Origin of the sequence: Flavobacterium sp. WV_118_3 (genome assembly GCF_039778605.1) — a bacterium.
Lineage (GTDB): Bacteria > Bacteroidota > Bacteroidia > Flavobacteriales > Flavobacteriaceae > Flavobacterium.
Window position 1 is genome coordinate 638,827 of the sequence record NZ_CP156060.1, and the last position, 18,495, is coordinate 657,321.

Consider the following 18,495-nt stretch of genomic DNA (forward strand, 5'->3'; position numbering starts at 1 on the left):
GGACTGTTATTATTGCTGATTGTAGGGATCGGTAATGGTTTTTTAGGAAAAATAACGGCACAATATCTGCAAAAGGCTTATACCGGTACTGCAAATCCGAATATCACTTCACCTTCGATAATAGTAGTGTTAGGAGGTGGGATTACCGATTTTAACACTATAGAACAACCGCATATAACGTCGTATTCCCGATTGGTAGCGGCTTGTCGATTGTACCATAAGATACGTGAAAATAAACAACCTTGTACAATTCTTGTTTCCGGTAAAGGGAATAGCCATAAAACTTCCGAAGCGGAATTGTTTCGTAAAGCGCTTATCGGTATGGGAATCCCGGATTCGGATATTATTAAAGAAGACAGCAGTGAAAATACCTATCAAAATGCAAAATATTCGAGCGTAATGCTGCGAAAACAGATGCCATCTCAGGTGTATTTGGTTACTTCCGGTTTTCATCTCAAACGGGCACTTTTGTTGTTTGAAACATTTGGTATAAAACCGGTTCCGTATCCGTCGGATTATATAGATACTAAAATAACAGTATTTCCGAATAGCTATAATTGTGCCTTTACGTCTTTTATGCTAAAGGAACTAATTGGGATCGTACAGGTTCATTTCTACACTACTATGGGACTTAACAAATCAGAAAAGTAAATCCGGTAGGTTTTAAAAAGGTTTCGATATTCTGATTTTTAAAAATGATGGGACTATGGCTTTTTGTATTTTTGTAAAATGAAGTCGCTTACAGATCAAATGGGAACGTTGCATACGTTCGAACAAACACCGGTACGAATTGTCTCGTTGGTACCGTCGCAAACGGAATTACTTTTTGACTTGGGATTGGAAGAACAACTCGTCGGGATAACCAAGTTTTGTATTCATCCGTTCCATCTTAAATCGACCAAAAAAGTCATTGGTGGTACCAAAAAGGTGCATTACGAAAAAATACGCCTGTTGGCTCCGGATATTATTATCGCGAATAAAGAAGAAAATACGCCTGAAATTGTAGCCGAATTGTCTAAAATATGTCCGGTATGGGTGACCAATATTATTACGATAGATGATAACCTGAAAATGATAGCCGATTTCGGGCAGTTGTTTAACAAACGTACCGATGCGCAGAAATGGATCGATAAGACGCGCTATGCCTACGACGATTTTAAGCGTTTTATAGCCGATAAGCCCGAAAAGAAAGTCGCTTATTTTATCTGGCGGGATCCGTATATGGCCGCCGGTTCGGACAATTTTATCAACGAATTGCTACAACTGAATCATTTTAAAAACATTTATGACAATAAAGGACGTTATCCGGAAGTGGAATTAAAAAAAATCCGACTGGAAGGCGATCCGGATCTGGTATTCCTTTCGTCAGAACCCTATCCGTTTAAAGACGAACACGCTTTTGAAATCGGACGTTTTACCCATCATGCCAAAACGGTTTTTGTAGATGGAGAAATGTTTTCCTGGTATGGCAGCCGACTCGTAAAAGCGTTTGATTATTTTAAACAATTGCATCAGCGTATCACATAAAACGAAAAAGGACCATCTTTATATAAAGACGACCCTTTTCTTGAGACACTAAAAATTCCGGATTACTGTCTTTTGAACACATATTTTTTAGTCACCGAAATACCGTTTACGTTTACGGCAGTTTCATAGTAAAACTTGTTACCATTGTCGGTGAAAATAATGTTTTTGGTATCGATCGCATTCGAACTCGTTAGGCTGTACAGGTTGTTACCTGGGTTTGTCCAGTAACCGATTACGGTTTCGGATAATACACACGTTCCGGTACCACCATTTCCACCGTGATCATCGTCGTCATCGTCATCGGTTGTTCCGCCACCGTTTCCAGGGTTTGGATTTACCGGTCCGTGATCGTCATCATCGTCGTCGTCGTCGTTGCTTCCTCCGCTGTGATCATCGTCATCGTCGTCATCACCACCTTTTTGAAAAGTAGAATCGTCAAAACGACCACCATTCGAATACATTTCATGGGTAAATTGTTGTTCCCCGAAAATATACGTTTCCTGTAGGTTACAGTTGTTTAAGGTTACCAGCTGGTTGTTGCTGTATTCCTCTACTAATTTCCAGGTTCCGATTACAGGGTTGCTCTGTAATATAACGGTATCCTCGTCTTTATTACAGCCAATGAATACGATCGTAAGGACCAGGGTTAGCATTAAAAATAGTTTTTTACTCATAATGGATTAAGGTTAAAAATTAAAATATAATTGTTTATTGATCAATAATTATTTATTGGACAAATTTGATTCCGAGGCTGATGATATCCGCCTTTAAAGCATCACTTCTTTCGTAACGTTGGTAGCGCAAATCGATATTTTTCAGACCGAAATGCAGAATACGCGTGTTGGTAAGCAGGTCGGTATAACTCAATCCGAAACCATACTGATGACTGTCGAAGGACGAAAGGTCATAATCGGAGGTATAATAGCGCTCGTAGGAATAATGTTTTTCAAACGGTGCAAAATAGCGGACACCTTTTTGGGTGTAAAAACGATACATGGGCAAAAGGGTAAAATGTTCCGAAATGCGATACGGAATTTCGATGCTGGCGGTATGGGCCGATAATCCCCAATCGTCGGCATAGTAACGGTAATAGCTGCGTACGACAAATTGTTCGCTAATGTAATAATTCAGACGGGCGCCAACCGGAATTTTAAAGCGCGTTCCCGGTAGGCGTTCCACGTCATCCGATAATCGGAATACACCGATGTTCCCGGGTTTGTCGTAAATCGGGATATAGCGCGGCTGACCAATATAATAGTTGGCTTTGTCGGCAAAATAAATACGATGGTACGGTGTCGATAGTAAGCCTTCCTGATACAAGACGTCCATAAACAAGGAAACTTGTAAACGTTTGGTCAATACTTGCGATAATCCTAACGAAAAGGAATACGAATTCCGGTTTTCATTGGAAAACTCCTGAAAGGCTTTCGGTAAATAATTGGTCGATTGTTGTCCGTATTCGTCCAAAATCGTCACACCCTGGAAATAACCGAAACCTTGAAAATTCAGCCCGTAAAGGGCATATTCGTGCAGTTCGGTCGGATAAATCGCATCCCATTTGTCAAAGTAGGCACTGGCTTTTAGGCTGATTTCGGTGTTTTTGTCGTTAAACAATTTGGCAACACCGGCACCCACTCCAAACGATTGGTAATCGTATTCTTTGGAAGCACTACCGTTGAGGTTCCAGATTGTATTCCGATTGTCTGAACTATGACTATAACTGGCCGATAGTGTTTTTAATACATCCTTGCGGGAAGCTCCGGTCGATTCGATCCACGGACTTCCATAAGGCGCCGGTGTCGTTGTTGTAGTCGTATAATCATCGTCTTTACTGTAAAGTCCGGTTGGATTCATACCTCGTGAAGCCCCGGTATTGTTGTTATTGGTGGTGGTTATGGTATACGATCCGTCGGTGACAAACGGGTTGATGTTACTGGACGAAGCCGACGTATAGGCCGAAAAACCGGCATCGATGGTCAACACATCGTCGTCGTTCAGCGGGATGGTCAATACGATATTGGAGGTGTAATCTTTTAATTTTTCGGTTCCGATACCACCGCCAACAGCCGAGTGTTTGCCATCCTGTTGGTAGTAACTTCCCAAAAATTCGATCTCGGTTGATTCGAGTACCCGTTTCTTATAGGACGTAGCGTTTTCGTCTTCCTGAGCATTTACAATCGCGCAACAGAAGAGACCGGTATAAAAAAGTATTTTTTTCATGTTTAATTGCAGCCACAGCCTCCTCCTGTTTTTCCGCCATTGGCGCCCGAAGCACCTTCGCGGTAAATTTGAAAATTGGTCTCATAGCGTTCGGACGATCGCGCCGATAGTTTCATATCGGGATCGTTAATGTTTTGTTTTTCGTATTCTTTTACGGAGTTACAGGAAAAAAGGAGAAAACACCCTAAAAGGAGTAATGCGGGTTTCATTTAGTTGGTCTTTTTTAATTTTTTATGATCAATGTTTTTGGAGTAGAAAATTTTGCCGCTGTCGGTTACAATAACCGCGCTGATCTGAGGGATCTGGTTGATGAGGTTCATGCCGACTTCTTTGCCGAGTACCATTACGGAAGTGGAAATACCATTGGCCATTTCGGCGCTTTTGGCAAAAACCGTAACACTCGATAAGCCGCTGGCCGGGTAGCCGGTTCGGGGATCAATAATATGGGAATATCGTTTTTTATCGATTTCAATATATTTTTCATAACTACCGGAGGTAACTACAGCACCGTCGGTGAGCGGGAAAACCGCAAAAACGCGCGCTTTGTTTTTTGGATTGGTAATCCCGATGGTCCATTCTTTGCCATCCGGTTGTTTTCCCCAGGTGTTCATATCGCCCGAAGCATTGATGATTCCGGCTACGACGCCTTTTTCCATCATAAGCTCCTTGGTTTTATCGGCGGCATAGCCTTTCCCGATCGATCCGAAACCGATTTTCATTCCCGGTAATTTCAGGAAAATCGTACGGTGTTCTTTGTCGAGGATGATGTTTTTGTAGCCAATCTTTTTTACGGATTCTTTTACGTCTTCCGGCGAAGGCAATACGGTCATACTACCGTCGTATTTCCAGATTTTATCGGCGGCGGCAAAACTGATATCAAAGGCTCCGTCGGTTAGTTTGGAAAAACCGATCGCGCGTTGTGTCAGATCAAAAAGCTCCTGATCTACGACAACCGGACGGATTCCGGCATTCCGGTTGATTTCCGATACCTGTGTTTGTGGCATCCATTCCGAAATGAGGTTTTCGATACGGGTGATTTCGGCCACAGCGGTGTCGATATAAGCATTCGCTGTGGGAATATCTTTTGCCACTATCGTGATGTCAAAACGGCTTCCCATTAGTTTAACCACCCTTTTGTGTGCTACTTGTGCGTTAAGGACGATACTGCTTGTCAGGAATGCGATTAGGAGAAAGCGTTTCATATTTTCTTTTCTAAAGTGTGTAATAATTCGATATAAGCCGTAGGGCTGATGTTTTTATATCCGGTTTTGCCTAATATTTTTCCGTTTTTGTCTAATATAACCACTAGTGGAAAATGGCCTTCCTTATTATATTGTTCGGCCAGATGATTGTTTTGGTTCTTTTGGTTTTCCGATAGACTGTTGGTTTTCTTTTTTGGAAAATCGGCTTTTACAAGGATCCAGTTTTTATCCGCTTCGGTTTTAAATTCTTCCGAACTCCAGATGGTTTTGTCGAGTTTCATACAAGGTGCACACCAGTCGGAACCGGAGAAAACGAGTACGATATTTTTGTTTTCGGCTACGGCAATTTTTTTGCCGTTTTCAAAATCGTTTTCCCAATGTTGGGCATACGTAAAGGTACTGATTAGGAGTAAAAATAAATAGTGGCTTTTCATACGGGTTATTTTTTGATGATCTTTTGAGTTGTAGTCCGACCATTTTCAAATTCAATTCTGGCGGTATAAATCCCGTTTCCAAATGCCGATAGGTCTGCGGTGTTAGAAGTCTGAACAGTAATGATCTGACCTAATGCATTGTAAAACGTAATTTTTTTGATGTTTTCTGCGGTTTCAAACGCCACGGTTCCTTGCGTTGGATTTGGATATAGTCGTACGGATGTTTTGTCGAAATCGGAAGTGTTCATTGTTTGTTCGGTAATCGTTATGGCATAATCTTCTACCTCGCCACGGGCGCTACCAATAAATTCACAGGCTTCGGCGGCAGTTACGGCTGTTAATCGTTTCGAACGGATTCGCATACGGGTGGTACCGCTTAAAGCAGATGCCGGAACTACGATTTGATTACTGCTAAACGTAGCGCTGTTACTGCTGTTGATGGTTCCCAAGCTAAAAAATTCAGTACTTTCGAAGGTTCCGTTTTGGTTAAAATCGATCCAAACACCAACACCTCCGCTGCTTCCCGGATTGTCTACCGTTACGGAAATACTGTTTGTCGAGCCTTTGGTAATTTGTGCCGCTCCAACGGTCGCACTATAATCGATATACGAATAGTTATCCTGACTGCATACAGAGGTATTATTGATTCCGGAAAAAGTTACGTTGGTTATCGTACCGCCATACAAACAGCTGTTGTTATTGTTGATCGTGCAGTATGTTGCCGTTGGCATAGTACTGTTCATGGTGATCTGGACATTCGGACGGAAATACGAACCGCTCATACTGGCATTGCTGTTCCATGGCGTAGCCGTTGGGGTAAAGAAATCGACACCGCTGGTATATTTACGGCAAAGATAGTTGGGATTGGTGGTCGTGGCTCGGAATCTTGGATAATTGTTGTCGTCTTTTGTGATTGCATCCCGTACTACCAGTATTGCCAGATTACCGGTGTTTTTATCGTATGAAAATGGAGTTGTCAGGGTGATGGTATTCCATCCGGCTGTAGTTATGGCCGGTAATGCTCCGGAATATACTTCGGTATAACCCGAAAAACCAGTACCAACCGTACCCGATGGTAAAGCGCTAAGCGTGGCGGTTTTTAAATAAATTTTGATATTGTTGGTTGCCGCGGCATTAAAAGTAGAACTGTGTTGCCAGGATAGCGCGGTTATCGTTCCGGAGCTGTTGATCTCACTGGACAGATACAGACTTTCGCTGGCCGATTTTTCGTAGACACAATTTACCGGTGCGTCGCTCGTAATGTTGTTGCTGGTTTCGTTTCCGATGCGTATCGGTTGTGCGATTCCGTCGGGTATTGAAAACAAGAGTAATGCAGTAAAACAGGCGTGTAATGTTTTTTTCATTCCGGGTAAGTTATTTTTATTTATACTAAATCTAAATAATTTGCAATACTACTAAATTTTAGTAATGCTTTGACTTTTTGTCGGTATTTTTTTGAATTTTATTTAATGAAGTGGTCGAATTGTTGATAATTATACTGCTATTTGTAGAGTAGAATCCATTCATTATGAGTGAAATAATTCCATTTTGCTTTTGCAAAATCAACATTCGGATCGATGAGCGTTCGGAGTGGTTTTTTATTAATTGATACCTTCGAATCGATATAAATACTGATGTTTTTCCCCTCTTTTTCGTACACTTCTTTGATCTTTTGCGCCGTTTGCCAGATCATATCCGGTTTGGTTTGCATCCCACGGATCTGTTTTTTGGTCAGAATGCGTTTTAATTTATAACGTTTTTTTTCACCCGTGGCATGATCTACAACATAGAATTTGGAATAACCGCTTCGATTGCGCAACATCATGCGCCAACTCAAGCGATGCCCTTCTTCGGTCCATAAAACATCACCTTCGATCAACCAGTGGCGTAACGGGAAAGCGAGTTGGAAAATAAAATAGGGAACAAAAAAGTACAGCAGTATGCGCTTTCCGTAATCCGTTTGTTGCACATCGGCTTTCGGTACGGTTTTTTTCCGGAAAAATAGTCGGCGTATGGTTTCCGGTGGAAAAAGTAATATGGAAAACGAAAGTGCCAGGAATGGAAAGATTCCGATACCCAGATGTATTTTATTAAAAAAATGAAAAATGACCGAGGCGATAAAAGCCAGCATTCGCGTACGACGCCATAGCATCAATGGAACTACCAATAAGTCGAAAAGTATACCGGCATAAGCGATAAACAGGTAAAACCATTTCTGAGAATAGAGTGTTTTCAGGGTTGGTGTAGCATGCTTACTTAACATTTCCCGGGTAAAAGTTCCATCGAGCCAATCGGGATAGAGCTTGGCTACGGTCGCATAAAAATAAACAATTCCAACCTGGAGAATCAATACCCAAATGCACCATTGGGGGATATGGGTTTTACGGATGGATGGTTTTAATTTGCCATCTACCGAATTGGCACAATTGGCCGGTAAAAAAAATAACATAATCCCTAGCAATAAAAGTAGGTAGTGATGATTGTTATAAGCAGTTTTTTGCATAAAATAGACTCCGGCCCACATAATCGTAAACAAGGCCATGCTGAAACGGTAGAACAATCCGATCGAAATAAGCAACCCAACAACTCCCATCGCATAGAAGTAATAGAGCATGCCATCACCGGGTAACGGCTGTAACCACTCCATTCCGATATGTGCAAAAGTGTAGGAGGGCAGCATAAAATTGCGACGCACCCAGTCGGAGTTGACAGATTGTAAACAATGTAGTGTGATTAATAAACCAAAAACAATCCTGAAAAGGATCAATTGCGAATTGTCAATCGGAGTAAATAAGGCGGATAGTAACTGATCCTGCTTTTTTTTGAATTGCCCTTGTATCGGTTTTAAGCGATTGAAGGCTAAAACGTTAGCGAATCGATAGTCTTTTAACATAAAAAAATCTTAATCAAAAGTTATGGCAAAGTTAAAAAAATATTACACTTATTTAGACTTATTAAAAATAAATATATAGCTTTGTCCGAAATTTAAAGACTGTATGAACCGAATATTACTTTTACTACTCGCCGGAATTTCATATACTGGATACGCACAAACGGTTGATTCTACGAGTGTTAAGCAACTTAAAGAACAGATTAAAAAGGAGCTTAGAGAAGAGCTTCGACAAGAAGTAAAGCAGGATTTTGCTAACGATAATAAGAATCTTTTTAACTGGAGCAAGTTTACGCTGAGCGGTTACGGAGTGGTGAATTATTACAACTACCGACGCTATGATACCGACTTGGGTATGAAGGATAAATTTGATGCGGAGCGTTTAAATCTGTATCTGGGGTATAATTTTAACGATTGGATCAGTTTTAAATCGGAAATCGAATTCGAACACGGTGGAACCGGTTCTACTGTTGAGCTGGATACACAAGAAGAAGCCGGTGAATACGAACAGGAAATCGAAGCGGGTGGCGAAGTGAAAATCGAGCAGGTTCACGTTAACCTGGCGATCCGTCCGTATTTTAATGTTCGTGTGGGACGTATGAAAATTCACTTTGGATTGGCACAGGATTTAGACCGTCCGATCTCCTATTTTACCACGCACCGTCAGGAAATGGAAAACGAAATTCTGCCATTAGGATGGTATGAAAACGGAGTACAATTCCACGGTACGTTCTGGAAAAAAAGATTCAAATATGAAGTGTCGGTAACCAATGGTTTGGATGCGTCCGGATTTAGTTCCCGAGGATGGATTAAAGAAGGCTACCAAACCCGTTTTGAAATGTCTGTTGGCGAAAGCTGGGCTTTAACGGCACGTTTGGATTATAAATTCGGAACACATAAAAATACCTATTTCGGGGTTTCGGCCTATATTAATGATGCCGCTGCAAACCGTCCGAAAAACGATATGAAGGAATCGGCTTATGTGACCATTTTCGAAGGACACATTACTTACGATGAGGATTACTTACGTTTTAATTCGATCATCCTTTATGGAAACCTTGAAAATTCTAATATCGTATCGCGTAAAAACGCCAGTTTGTCCAATAACTTGGGTGTGAAAAGAACGCCGGTTGGTAAAAATGTAGTTGGATTTTCGGCCGAGGTTGGGTATGAAATTCTGCATTTCATCAATCCGCAGGCCAAACATAAAATATACCCGTTTTTACGATATGATTACTACGATACCATGCATGAGGTGGAAGGAAACGTAGTGCGCAAACCGCGTTGGGAGCGTAGTGCGATGATGGGTGGATTTAACTGGTTTGTGCATCCGCAGATCGTGTTAAAAGCACATTATCAGAACCGAAGACTGGGATCGTATCAGTTTGATCCGGTAACATCTTTGAACACGGGGGAAAGACAACAAGAGAATACTTTTTCTGCCGGAATCGGATTCTCGTTTTAATACAAAATACTAACTCAAATTTTTAATAGATGAAAAGAAGAATTTTAAGTCTGGGATTTATCGCAATGGCCATTACATTGGTGAATTGTAGTAATAATGATGATACGAATTATGTAGATCCAAACGCATCACTTTATACGGATGTAATCGGAAATGTAGCCTCAAATGTAGTAGTGGAAACCTATAAAACCTTAAATCAGAGAGCTGGAGAATTGAGAACGGCGATCAATACGTTGGCTACTACGCCTAACGAAGTGAATCTGGCGGCTGCCAAACAGGCGTGGATGAATACGCGTAAGCCTTGGGAACAGTCGGAAGGATTTTTATACGGACCGGTTGCGGATGACGCTTTAGGAAACGGAGGTTTGGATCCGGCAATGGATACCTGGCCGGTCGACGTAGAAGCGATGAACAACATTCTTTCCAGTGGTCAGCCAATCACGGCTAATGTAATCGCTGCGAACCCGGAAGCACGTGGATTCCACTTAATCGAGTTTTTATTATGGGGAGAAAACGGAACAAAAACAGCGGCACAACTTACGGCTCGTGAGTTACAATACCTGAAAGCGGCTGCAGAAGATTTACAAAACAACACCCAAACATTAATCAACGGATGGAGTGCTTCTTCCGGAAATTATGTTGGATTTTTCCTTACAGCCGGAAATTCCGGAAACGTAAAATATCCGTCTCAAAAAGCGGCATTGGAGGAGTTCGTTCACGGAATCATCACCATTGCGGATGAGGTGGCGAATACTAAAATTCAGGAGCCGTTAAACGGTCCGAATGGAGAAGGAGTTTCGCCTCAGGCAGAAGAATCTCGTTTTAGTAAAAATTCACTTTTAGACTTCGCCGATAACATTCGTAGTGTTCAGAATGTTTATTTAGGAGATTACGGAAGTATTGATGGAAAAGGGTTGACAGATGTAGTAGCGGCTAGAAATCCCCAATTGGATACGGCGATCAAAGCAAAAATTGCAGAGTCAATTTCAGCCATCGAAGCGATCCCGGTATCGTTTACGGATGCCATCTATAACAACCGACCGGCAGTTGAAAATGCGCAACAAAAAGTGAACGAATTGTTCAGTATGTTGCAAACACAATTGTTGCCGTTAATTAACAACTAAGAATAGGAATTGCCATAGTAACTATAAATTTTGACCGTGATTTAGTTTCACAAGTTGTAATTAATTTGTGAACCTTCATTATGATGTCTTCCTAATCCCTCACCTAATCCAATTTAAGTGAGGGATTTTCCAATGAAAAATAACATGATAAAAAAATACATAGCATTAGGCTTGTTGGGGATAACACTGGTTTCCTGTAGTAATGATAATAATCCGGACGAATATGAGAATATCCCGGATCTGAACGACCGGTTAATGGCCGGTGGTGAAACAACTGTTTTCCTGGCAACCAGTAATGCCTTTAGTATGCCGGCTCCCAATCTGGATCCGGAAAGTCTCGGAATCCATCTATCGGGTGACGTGCAGTTTGAGTCGATTTTTGTAACGGCTCCGGCGAATGTCAATTCCGGATTGGGTCCCATTTTTAATAATTCATCGTGTATTGCCTGCCATCCAAGAGATGGACGATCGGCATTTCCTATGGTGATCAACAATCGAAGTGGCTTATTGGTTCGCGCCAGTATTCCGGGGATGGATGCGCATGGCGGACCGCTTGCTGCTCCGGGGTTTGGTTTGCAGATTCAGAACCAGGCCCTATTCGGATATACGCCGGAAGCGGCCTATCAGGTGACTTTTGAAGAAAGTACCGAAACCTTGGCCGATGGAACAATTGTACGACTTCGAAAACCGGTTATCACGTTAACTAATCCGTATATGCCGTTTCCGGCAGGTATGATGACCTCACCGCGAATCGGAACACCTGTTTTTGGTTTAGGACTTTTGGAAGCGATTCCGGAAGCGAATATTCTGGCATTACAGGATATCAATGATGCCAATGGTGACGGGATTTCCGGAAAGGCCAATTACGTCTGGGATCCGGCGTTACAGCAAACCGTATTGGGACGCTTTGGATGGAAAGCCAATACCGGAACGATTTTGGTACAATGTGCGGCAGCTTATGTCGAGGATATGGGGATTACCAATTATGTGTTTCCAAATGAAACCGGATACAACCAATCCAACGGACAAGATGGATTAAATGATGATCCGGAAATTACCAATGCCGTATTGGATCAGGTGGCTTTGTATTGTAGAACATTAGCCGTTCCGGCACCACGAAATATAGGTAGCCGACAGGTACGGGAAGGTGCCGCGATTTTTGAGCGAATTGGTTGTACACAATGCCATACGCCAAAACAAACCACTGGATATAGTCCGATTGCAGCCTTGTCGAATCAGGTGTTTTATCCGTATTCCGATTTACTTTTGCATGATATGGGCGATGGATTGGCCGATAACCGTCCGGATTTCCTGGCGAATGGAAAAGAATGGAAAACACGACCGTTATGGGGAATTGGTCTAACGGAATTGGTCAACGGACATACCCATTTTCTACACGATGGGCGCGCGCGAAACCTAACCGAAGCTATTCTATGGCATGGTGGCGAAGGACAAAATGCTAAAGATCGTTTTAAACAACTTTCTACAGGCGAACGAACCTCGTTATTGGCCTTTTTAAACTCCTTGTAAGCTCACACCTGACAGGTTTCCAAAACCTGTCAGGTGTTTCTATTAAACCTGTTTGTCAGGTGTTTTTATTTGGACATAAAAAAAGCCGGTGTGAGAAGCACCGGCATTTCTTTTTTAACTAACCCTAACCAAATGAGAAATCATTTATTACTCTGCAAATGTCCGACATTTTTTTTAGCACTTGTGTTAACGGAATGTTATTTGTATGTTATTGATAATTAAAAAAATAGATTCTTAAGAATACTTTAAGATTTTTCTTCCTCAAAGGCATCTTATTCCATTTTTTACAATTTTCGGACTATTTTTTATCTTGTGCAGCAAACACTTTTTTCAATAAATCGGAGCTTCTCGAATTTAGATTTCCGCGGATCTCTTTTTCCTCTACCGAAATCATTTTAAACACTCCTTTCATTGCTTCGTTGGTTACATAATCGGTTAAATCCGGATTCACTTTTTTAACCAATGGCAATGTGTTGTATTTATTGATGATTCCTGTCCAAACTTTATCGGCACCTACATTTTCAAACGAGGTTTTAATAACCGGATTAAATTTAGCGTATAATGCTGTTGATGTGGAACCCTGTAAATAGGTCGTTGCAGCCGTATCGTTACCCATTAAAATATTTTTGGCATCGGTAAACGTCATCCCTTTAACCGCGTTCACAAAAATAGGAGTCGCTTCTTTCACCGCATCTTCGGCCGCGCGGTTCATTACCTTAATACCTTCGTCTGCAAGGCTTCCCAATCCCATACTACGTAAGGTTTTGTCTACTTTTTGCAATTCTTCCGGCATTAGGATTTTTACCATTTCATTTTTGTAAAAACCGTCTTCTTGTGTTAGTTTGGTTACTTGCTTTTCAATCCCTTTGTTTAGCGCCTCTTTTAAACCGGATGCGATATCAGTCTGACTCAATATTCCGGTACTTTGTGTTTTGCTGTTACCTTTTATTTTATCCGTTAGTTGTTTTAAAATCTGCGCATCCGCAGTATTGGATAAAGGTAAAAGTGCAAGGAGTAAAATTATTCTTTTCATAGTATTTGTTATTGATGTTCAAAGGTAATCAAAGTTTGTACCAAAAAATGATATGACTTTTAGTTATGGAAAAATATGAACCATCAATTTGACGTTTGATTTTCGCGTGGACGGACACATTCGGGAATTTTATCCACACGAAGAAACGGGATCCGCAAACCAATTTAAAATCACCGGCCATAGCATTCAGGGAATGACCGAAGCGAAAGCACAAAACGACCATATCCTCCGGTAAAACGATAGTTTGTTGCAGTTGCTTGTAGTCGTTTTATATAATCAGATCCTTTGGATTTGTCGGAAAGCCGCTTTTTCGTGTTATAAAAATAGGCTTAAAGCGTGTTGAAGGGCAATCTATTAACAATCGAACACTTTTTTAATCTTGCAGAATTCACTACATTGCGACCTCAAAATTCAGAATAACAATGGAACAAGCACAACCTTACCAACCTGTTAATAAAGTCCGTATTGTAACGGCTGCGTCGTTATTCGACGGGCACGATGCGGCGATCAACATCATGCGTCGAATTATTCAGGCAACCGGTGTTGAGGTGATTCACTTAGGTCACGACAGAAGTGTGGAAGAAGTAGTTAATACAGCAATTCAGGAAGATGCCAATGCAATTGCAATGACGTCGTATCAGGGTGGACATAATGAATATTTCAAGTATATGTACGACCTTTTAAAAGAAAAAGGTGCCGGACATATCAAGATTTTTGGCGGTGGAGGTGGTGTGATCCTTCCGGAGGAAATTAAGGAATTACACGAATACGGTATTACCCGTATCTATTCGCCGGATGACGGAAGAGCGTTGGGATTACAAGGAATGATCAATGATTTAGTACAGCGGGCCGATTTCCCGGTTGGAGATGTCTTAAACGGAGAGATCAATCATTTGGAAGAGAAGAACCCAACAGCAATTGCACGAGTGATTTCTTCGGCCGAAAACTTTCCGGAAGTAGCCAAAGATACCTTAGATCAGATTCATCAGAAAAATAAAGAAAATCATATCCCGGTATTGGGAATCACCGGAACCGGTGGTGCCGGTAAGTCGTCCTTGGTCGATGAACTGGTACGTCGTTTCCTGATCGATTTCCCGGAAAAAACAATCGGTTTGATTTCGGTCGATCCGTCCAAACGAAAAACAGGCGGTGCTTTATTGGGCGACCGTATTCGTATGAATGCGATTAACAATCCGAGAGTGTATATGCGTTCTTTGGCAACCCGTCAGTCCAATTTGGCTTTGTCTAAATATGTGGCCGAAGCTATCGAAGTACTAAAAGCAGCGAAATACGATCTTATTGTATTGGAAACGTCCGGTATTGGTCAGTCGGATACCGAAATTTTAGAACATTCGGACGTATCTTTATATGTAATGACACCGGAGTTTGGAGCGGCAACACAGTTGGAAAAAATCGATATGTTGGATTTTGCCGACTTGGTTGCGATCAACAAATTTGATAAAAGAGGGGCGTTGGATGCGATTCGCGATGTGAAAAAACAATACCAGCGCAACCATAACCTTTGGGATGTAAACCCGGATGAAATGCCGGTTTTCGGAACCATCGCTTCTCAGTTTAACGACCCGGGAATGAACACGCTTTACAAATCCATTATGGATAAAGTAGTGGAAAAAACGGGTGCCGCTTTACAGTCGACTTTTGAAATTACCCGCGAGATGAGCGAGAAAATTTTTGTGATCCCGCCACATCGTACCCGTTATTTATCGGAAATCGCCGAAAATAACCGTAAATACGACGAAGTAGCGGCTAGTCAGCAGGATGTAGCTCAAAAATTATACGGAATTTTTAAAACCATCGAAACCGTTTCGGGGCAAAAACCATTGATCAATAAGTCGGGAATCGATGAGACTTCTGTAGCAACTTCCGATGACGATAAAAAACTATTCCTGTCGTTATTACTAAAAGAATTCGACAGAGTAAAAATGAACCTGGATCCCTACAACTGGGAAATTATTCTAACCTGGGATGAAAAAGTAAACAAATACAAAAACCCGGTGTACAGTTTTATGGTTCGTGATAAAGAGATCAAAATTGCGACACATACCGAAAGTTTATCGCATTCACAGATACCAAAAGTAGCATTGCCGAAATACCAGGCATGGGGCGATATTTTGCGTTGGTCGTTACAGGAAAACGTACCGGGAGAATTCCCGTTTGCATCCGGATTGTATCCGTTTAAACGCGAAGGAGAAGATCCAACCCGTATGTTTGCCGGTGAAGGCGGACCGGAACGAACCAACCGTCGTTTCCACTATGTAAGTTTGGGAATGCCGGCAAAACGTTTGTCAACCGCTTTCGATAGTGTGACCTTATACGGAAACGACCCCGGTCACCGACCGGATATTTACGGAAAAATCGGAAATGCCGGAGTATCGATCTGTTGTCTTGACGATGCGAAAAAATTATATTCCGGATTCAATCTGGCACATCCAATGACATCGGTGAGTATGACCATCAACGGTCCGGCGCCAATGTTGTTAGGATTCTTTATGAATGCCGCTATCGATCAGCAATGTGAATTGTATATCAAAGAAAACGGATTGGAAAAAGAAGTGGAAGCCAAAATCGAGGCAATCTACAAGAAAAAAGGTGTAGCGCGTCCGCGTTATAACGGTGATCTGCCAAAAGGGAACGACGGATTGGGATTAATGCTATTGGGTGTTACCGGAGATCAGGTTTTACCATTGGATATTTATAATGACATCAAAGTAAAAACATTAGCACAGGTAAGAGGTACCGTTCAGGCGGATATCTTAAAAGAAGATCAGGCACAAAACACCTGTATTTTCTCTACCGAATTTGCGTTGCGTTTGATGGGTGACGTTCAGGAATATTTTATTACGAAAAACGTACGAAACTTCTATTCGGTTTCAATTTCCGGATACCATATCGCCGAAGCAGGAGCGAACCCGATTACACAGTTGGCATTTACGCTTGCAAACGGATTTACCTATGTGGAGTACTACCTGAGCCGTGGTATGAACATCAACGATTTCGGACCCAACCTGTCGTTCTTCTTTTCAAACGGTATCGATCCGGAATATGCGGTTATCGGACGTGTGGCGCGTAAGATTTGGGCAAAGGCGCTTAAATTAAAATATGGAGCCAACGAAAGAGCGCAGATGTTAAAATACCATATTCAGACTTCCGGGCGTTCGTTACACGCACAGGAAATCGATTTTAATGATATTCGTACGACCTTACAAGCGCTATATGCGATTTACGATAACTGTAACTCGTTACACACGAATGCCTACGATGAGGCGATTACTACGCCAACCGAAGAATCGGTACGTCGTGCGATGGCAATCCAGTTGATCATTAATAAAGAGTTAGGATTGGCGAAAAACGAAAACCCAATTCAGGGATCGTTTATCATTGAAGAACTAACCGACTTGGTTGAGGAAGCCGTTTTAGCCGAATTTGACAGAATTACTGAGAGAGGTGGTGTATTGGGTGCTATGGAAACCATGTACCAGCGTTCTAAAATTCAGGAGGAAAGTTTGTACTACGAAACCCTGAAACATACCGGTGAATTCCCAATTATCGGTGTGAATACATTCCTAAGTTCCAAAGGTTCGCCAACGGTGGTACCGGCTGAGGTGATCCGTGCGACGGAAGAGGAAAAACAATTCCAGATTCATACCCTGGAAAACCTACATCAGGCAAATGCAGATGAAGTGGTAAAACAATTGGAAATTATCCAGGAAGCGGCGATTCAGAATCAGAATATTTTCGAAAAACTGATGGATGCTGCGAAATACTGTTCTTTAGGTCAGATTACTGCGGCTTTGTTTGAAGTAGGCGGTCAATACCGAAGAAATATGTAATAACACAGGATCATTATATAATAAAAAAGAGCACCCATTACGGGTGCTCTTTCAGTTATAACTAACCTCGATTATTAATTAATAATTATCTTCTTGGTGGTGGATTGGTTTTCGGAAGAAAGGCGTAACAGGTAAAAACCTTGTGGCAGTTCGTTTAACGTATAAACTTCCTGATTGTGTGCCGGTTTTTTGATTTGCTGTACGATTTGACCACTAATGTTGATCAACTGAATTTCGTCCAGTTCTTTTTCCGAATAAATGTTGATGGTGTGATTGGTTGACGGGTTTGGATATACCGATACATTGGCAATTGCTTCAAAACTATCCGTAGCCAGTGTTGGTCCCCAGATAATTTGTACGTATTCCGGATGATCAATGTATGGGTTGCGGTTGTTCTGACGGGCATAAATAGCATTGTTACGATCTGTTTCACGCTGACTTACCGGATCTTGTGTATGCCAGGTATATAAAATTCTAAGAAATGTAGTAGTAAATACCTGATTGCTGGTACCGTTAAACATAGCATAGGTGTAGCCGGATACTGTATTTTCGTAGCGTGTTGCGAAATAAAAATACATACGGGCAATATCCCCTTTGAATTCATCGATTGGTTCGAACACGGTTCCGGTATATCCCGCAGCATAGCCACTATTGGAAGCCGATCCCAGTTTGGATCCGTTGGTGGAGGTCCACGTGGCGGTTCCTACAACACCGTGTGGCCAGTTGTCTCTTCTGTTGTTTACATATCCGTCGGTTGGTGGAATATGGTGTGCATCAGAATACATCGGTGTCTGTGATCCGAAAACCGATTGCGGAACGGTATGTTCCCGGTTGTAGCAGGCGCCTTCTGCAGTATAATTTCCACATTGGTCGGTTTGGTATGTATAGCTATAGGCATCCGGGCCGGCTGGTTTTTCGGAATAAATGTCTAAAATAGTGTTGTCGTTTTCGTAGTAATGATCACGGTCCGATGTACCGTAAGTTGTCCAAAGACCATTATAAGTTCTGTCTGTGTGTCCCTTAATAATGTTATAAAGCTGGGTTTTTAAGGTATACCCGGTACCGGTGGCCGTATTGTAATACCCGGCCGGGATCTGACTAAATCCCAAAAATACCGACAATAATAGTGCGGTAGTGTAGAGTTTTTTCATAAAAGAAATAATATTTAGGATTCAAATGTAGAATGTTTGTCGTTACAAAAAAAGAATTTTAACTATTT

At 41.7% G+C, this 18,495-nt stretch carries 16 protein-coding genes; 7 read left to right on the forward strand and 9 right to left on the reverse strand.

The genetic code is table 11. From position 1 onward, the window contains the following. Positions 1 to 12 precede the first annotated feature (12 nt). Together ABFU83_RS03055 and ABFU83_RS03060 are read left to right on the forward strand one after the other, a co-directional pair. The gene (locus tag ABFU83_RS03055) at positions 13 to 651 is read left to right on the forward strand and encodes a YdcF family protein (protein WP_347068838.1); all 639 of its coding nucleotides are present in this window, start codon (positions 13 to 15) and stop codon (positions 649 to 651) included. Positions 652 to 729: 78 nt separating this feature from the next. Beyond that, positions 730 to 1,527 carry a helical backbone metal receptor gene (locus ABFU83_RS03060; protein ID WP_347068840.1) on the forward strand — a complete coding sequence of 266 codons (798 nt, stop codon included), beginning with the start codon at positions 730 to 732 and terminating at the stop codon, positions 1,525 to 1,527. Between the two features lie 62 nt (positions 1,528 to 1,589). Here the strand turns inward: ABFU83_RS03060 and ABFU83_RS03065 are convergent, their stop codons facing one another. From ABFU83_RS03065 to ABFU83_RS03095, 7 genes are all read right to left on the reverse strand, one after another. Continuing rightward, positions 1,590 to 2,201: a lipocalin family protein gene (locus ABFU83_RS03065; RefSeq protein WP_136404453.1), complete on the reverse strand. Its 612-nt coding sequence runs from the start codon at positions 2,199 to 2,201 to the stop codon at positions 1,590 to 1,592. A gap of 52 nt (positions 2,202 to 2,253) precedes the next feature. Beyond that, on the reverse strand, positions 2,254 to 3,747 hold the full coding sequence (locus tag ABFU83_RS03070; RefSeq protein WP_347068842.1) for a DUF3570 domain-containing protein: 1,494 nt from the start codon (positions 3,745 to 3,747) through the stop codon (positions 2,254 to 2,256). A gap of 2 nt (positions 3,748 to 3,749) precedes the next feature. Continuing rightward, positions 3,750 to 3,956 carry a DUF4266 domain-containing protein gene (locus ABFU83_RS03075; protein WP_136404451.1) on the reverse strand — a complete coding sequence of 69 codons (207 nt, stop codon included), beginning with the start codon at positions 3,954 to 3,956 and terminating at the stop codon, positions 3,750 to 3,752. Continuing rightward, positions 3,957 to 4,949 (reverse strand): FAD:protein FMN transferase, encoded by a 993-nt coding sequence (locus tag ABFU83_RS03080; protein WP_347068844.1) that lies wholly within the window; start codon positions 4,947 to 4,949, stop codon positions 3,957 to 3,959. Continuing rightward, positions 4,946 to 5,383, reverse strand: a complete 438-nt coding sequence (locus ABFU83_RS03085; protein WP_347068846.1) for a thioredoxin family protein — start codon at positions 5,381 to 5,383, stop codon at positions 4,946 to 4,948. Before ABFU83_RS03085 ends, ABFU83_RS03080 begins: the two co-directional genes overlap by 4 nt. Before the next feature lie 5 nt (positions 5,384 to 5,388). Beyond that, positions 5,389 to 6,747, reverse strand: coding sequence for a T9SS type A sorting domain-containing protein (locus ABFU83_RS03090; protein ID WP_347068848.1), 1,359 nt, complete (start codon positions 6,745 to 6,747; stop codon positions 5,389 to 5,391). A gap of 137 nt (positions 6,748 to 6,884) precedes the next feature. Beyond that, positions 6,885 to 8,276: an HTTM domain-containing protein gene (locus ABFU83_RS03095; RefSeq protein ID WP_347068850.1), complete on the reverse strand. Its 1,392-nt coding sequence runs from the start codon at positions 8,274 to 8,276 to the stop codon at positions 6,885 to 6,887. Between the two features lie 103 nt (positions 8,277 to 8,379). Here ABFU83_RS03095 and ABFU83_RS03100 point away from each other — a divergent pair, with 103 nt between their 5' ends. The 3 genes from ABFU83_RS03100 (at position 8,380) to ABFU83_RS03110 (ending at position 12,392) form a co-directional block, all read left to right on the forward strand. Then, on the forward strand, positions 8,380 to 9,738 hold the full coding sequence (locus tag ABFU83_RS03100) for an autotransporter outer membrane beta-barrel domain-containing protein (protein ID WP_347068852.1): 1,359 nt from the start codon (positions 8,380 to 8,382) through the stop codon (positions 9,736 to 9,738). 29 nt (positions 9,739 to 9,767) lie between these two features. Continuing rightward, entirely contained in the window at positions 9,768 to 10,862 is a 1,095-nt protein-coding gene (locus ABFU83_RS03105) for an imelysin family protein (protein WP_347068854.1), read from the forward strand. A gap of 144 nt (positions 10,863 to 11,006) precedes the next feature. Then, positions 11,007 to 12,392 carry a di-heme oxidoredictase family protein gene (locus ABFU83_RS03110; RefSeq protein WP_347068856.1) on the forward strand — a complete coding sequence of 462 codons (1,386 nt, stop codon included), beginning with the start codon at positions 11,007 to 11,009 and terminating at the stop codon, positions 12,390 to 12,392. Between the two features lie 298 nt (positions 12,393 to 12,690). Here ABFU83_RS03110 and ABFU83_RS03115 read toward each other — a convergent pair whose 3' ends face one another. After that, positions 12,691 to 13,425, reverse strand: coding sequence for a DUF4197 domain-containing protein (locus tag ABFU83_RS03115; protein ID WP_347068858.1), 735 nt, complete (start codon positions 13,423 to 13,425; stop codon positions 12,691 to 12,693). A gap of 88 nt (positions 13,426 to 13,513) precedes the next feature. Between ABFU83_RS03115 and ABFU83_RS03120 the strand changes: the two genes are divergently transcribed. Together ABFU83_RS03120 and ABFU83_RS03125 are read left to right on the forward strand one after the other, a co-directional pair. Further along, on the forward strand, positions 13,514 to 13,660 hold the full coding sequence (locus ABFU83_RS03120; protein WP_347068860.1) for a hypothetical protein: 147 nt from the start codon (positions 13,514 to 13,516) through the stop codon (positions 13,658 to 13,660). A gap of 187 nt (positions 13,661 to 13,847) precedes the next feature. Next, a complete protein-coding gene (locus tag ABFU83_RS03125) occupies positions 13,848 to 17,276 on the forward strand; it encodes a methylmalonyl-CoA mutase family protein (protein WP_347068861.1) in 3,429 nt (1,142 codons plus the stop codon). A gap of 74 nt (positions 17,277 to 17,350) precedes the next feature. Here ABFU83_RS03125 and ABFU83_RS03130 read toward each other — a convergent pair whose 3' ends face one another. Then, complete coding sequence (locus tag ABFU83_RS03130; protein ID WP_347068863.1) at positions 17,351 to 18,427, reverse strand: endonuclease; 1,077 nt, start codon at positions 18,425 to 18,427, stop codon at positions 17,351 to 17,353. Positions 18,428 to 18,495: the final 68 nt, after the last annotated feature.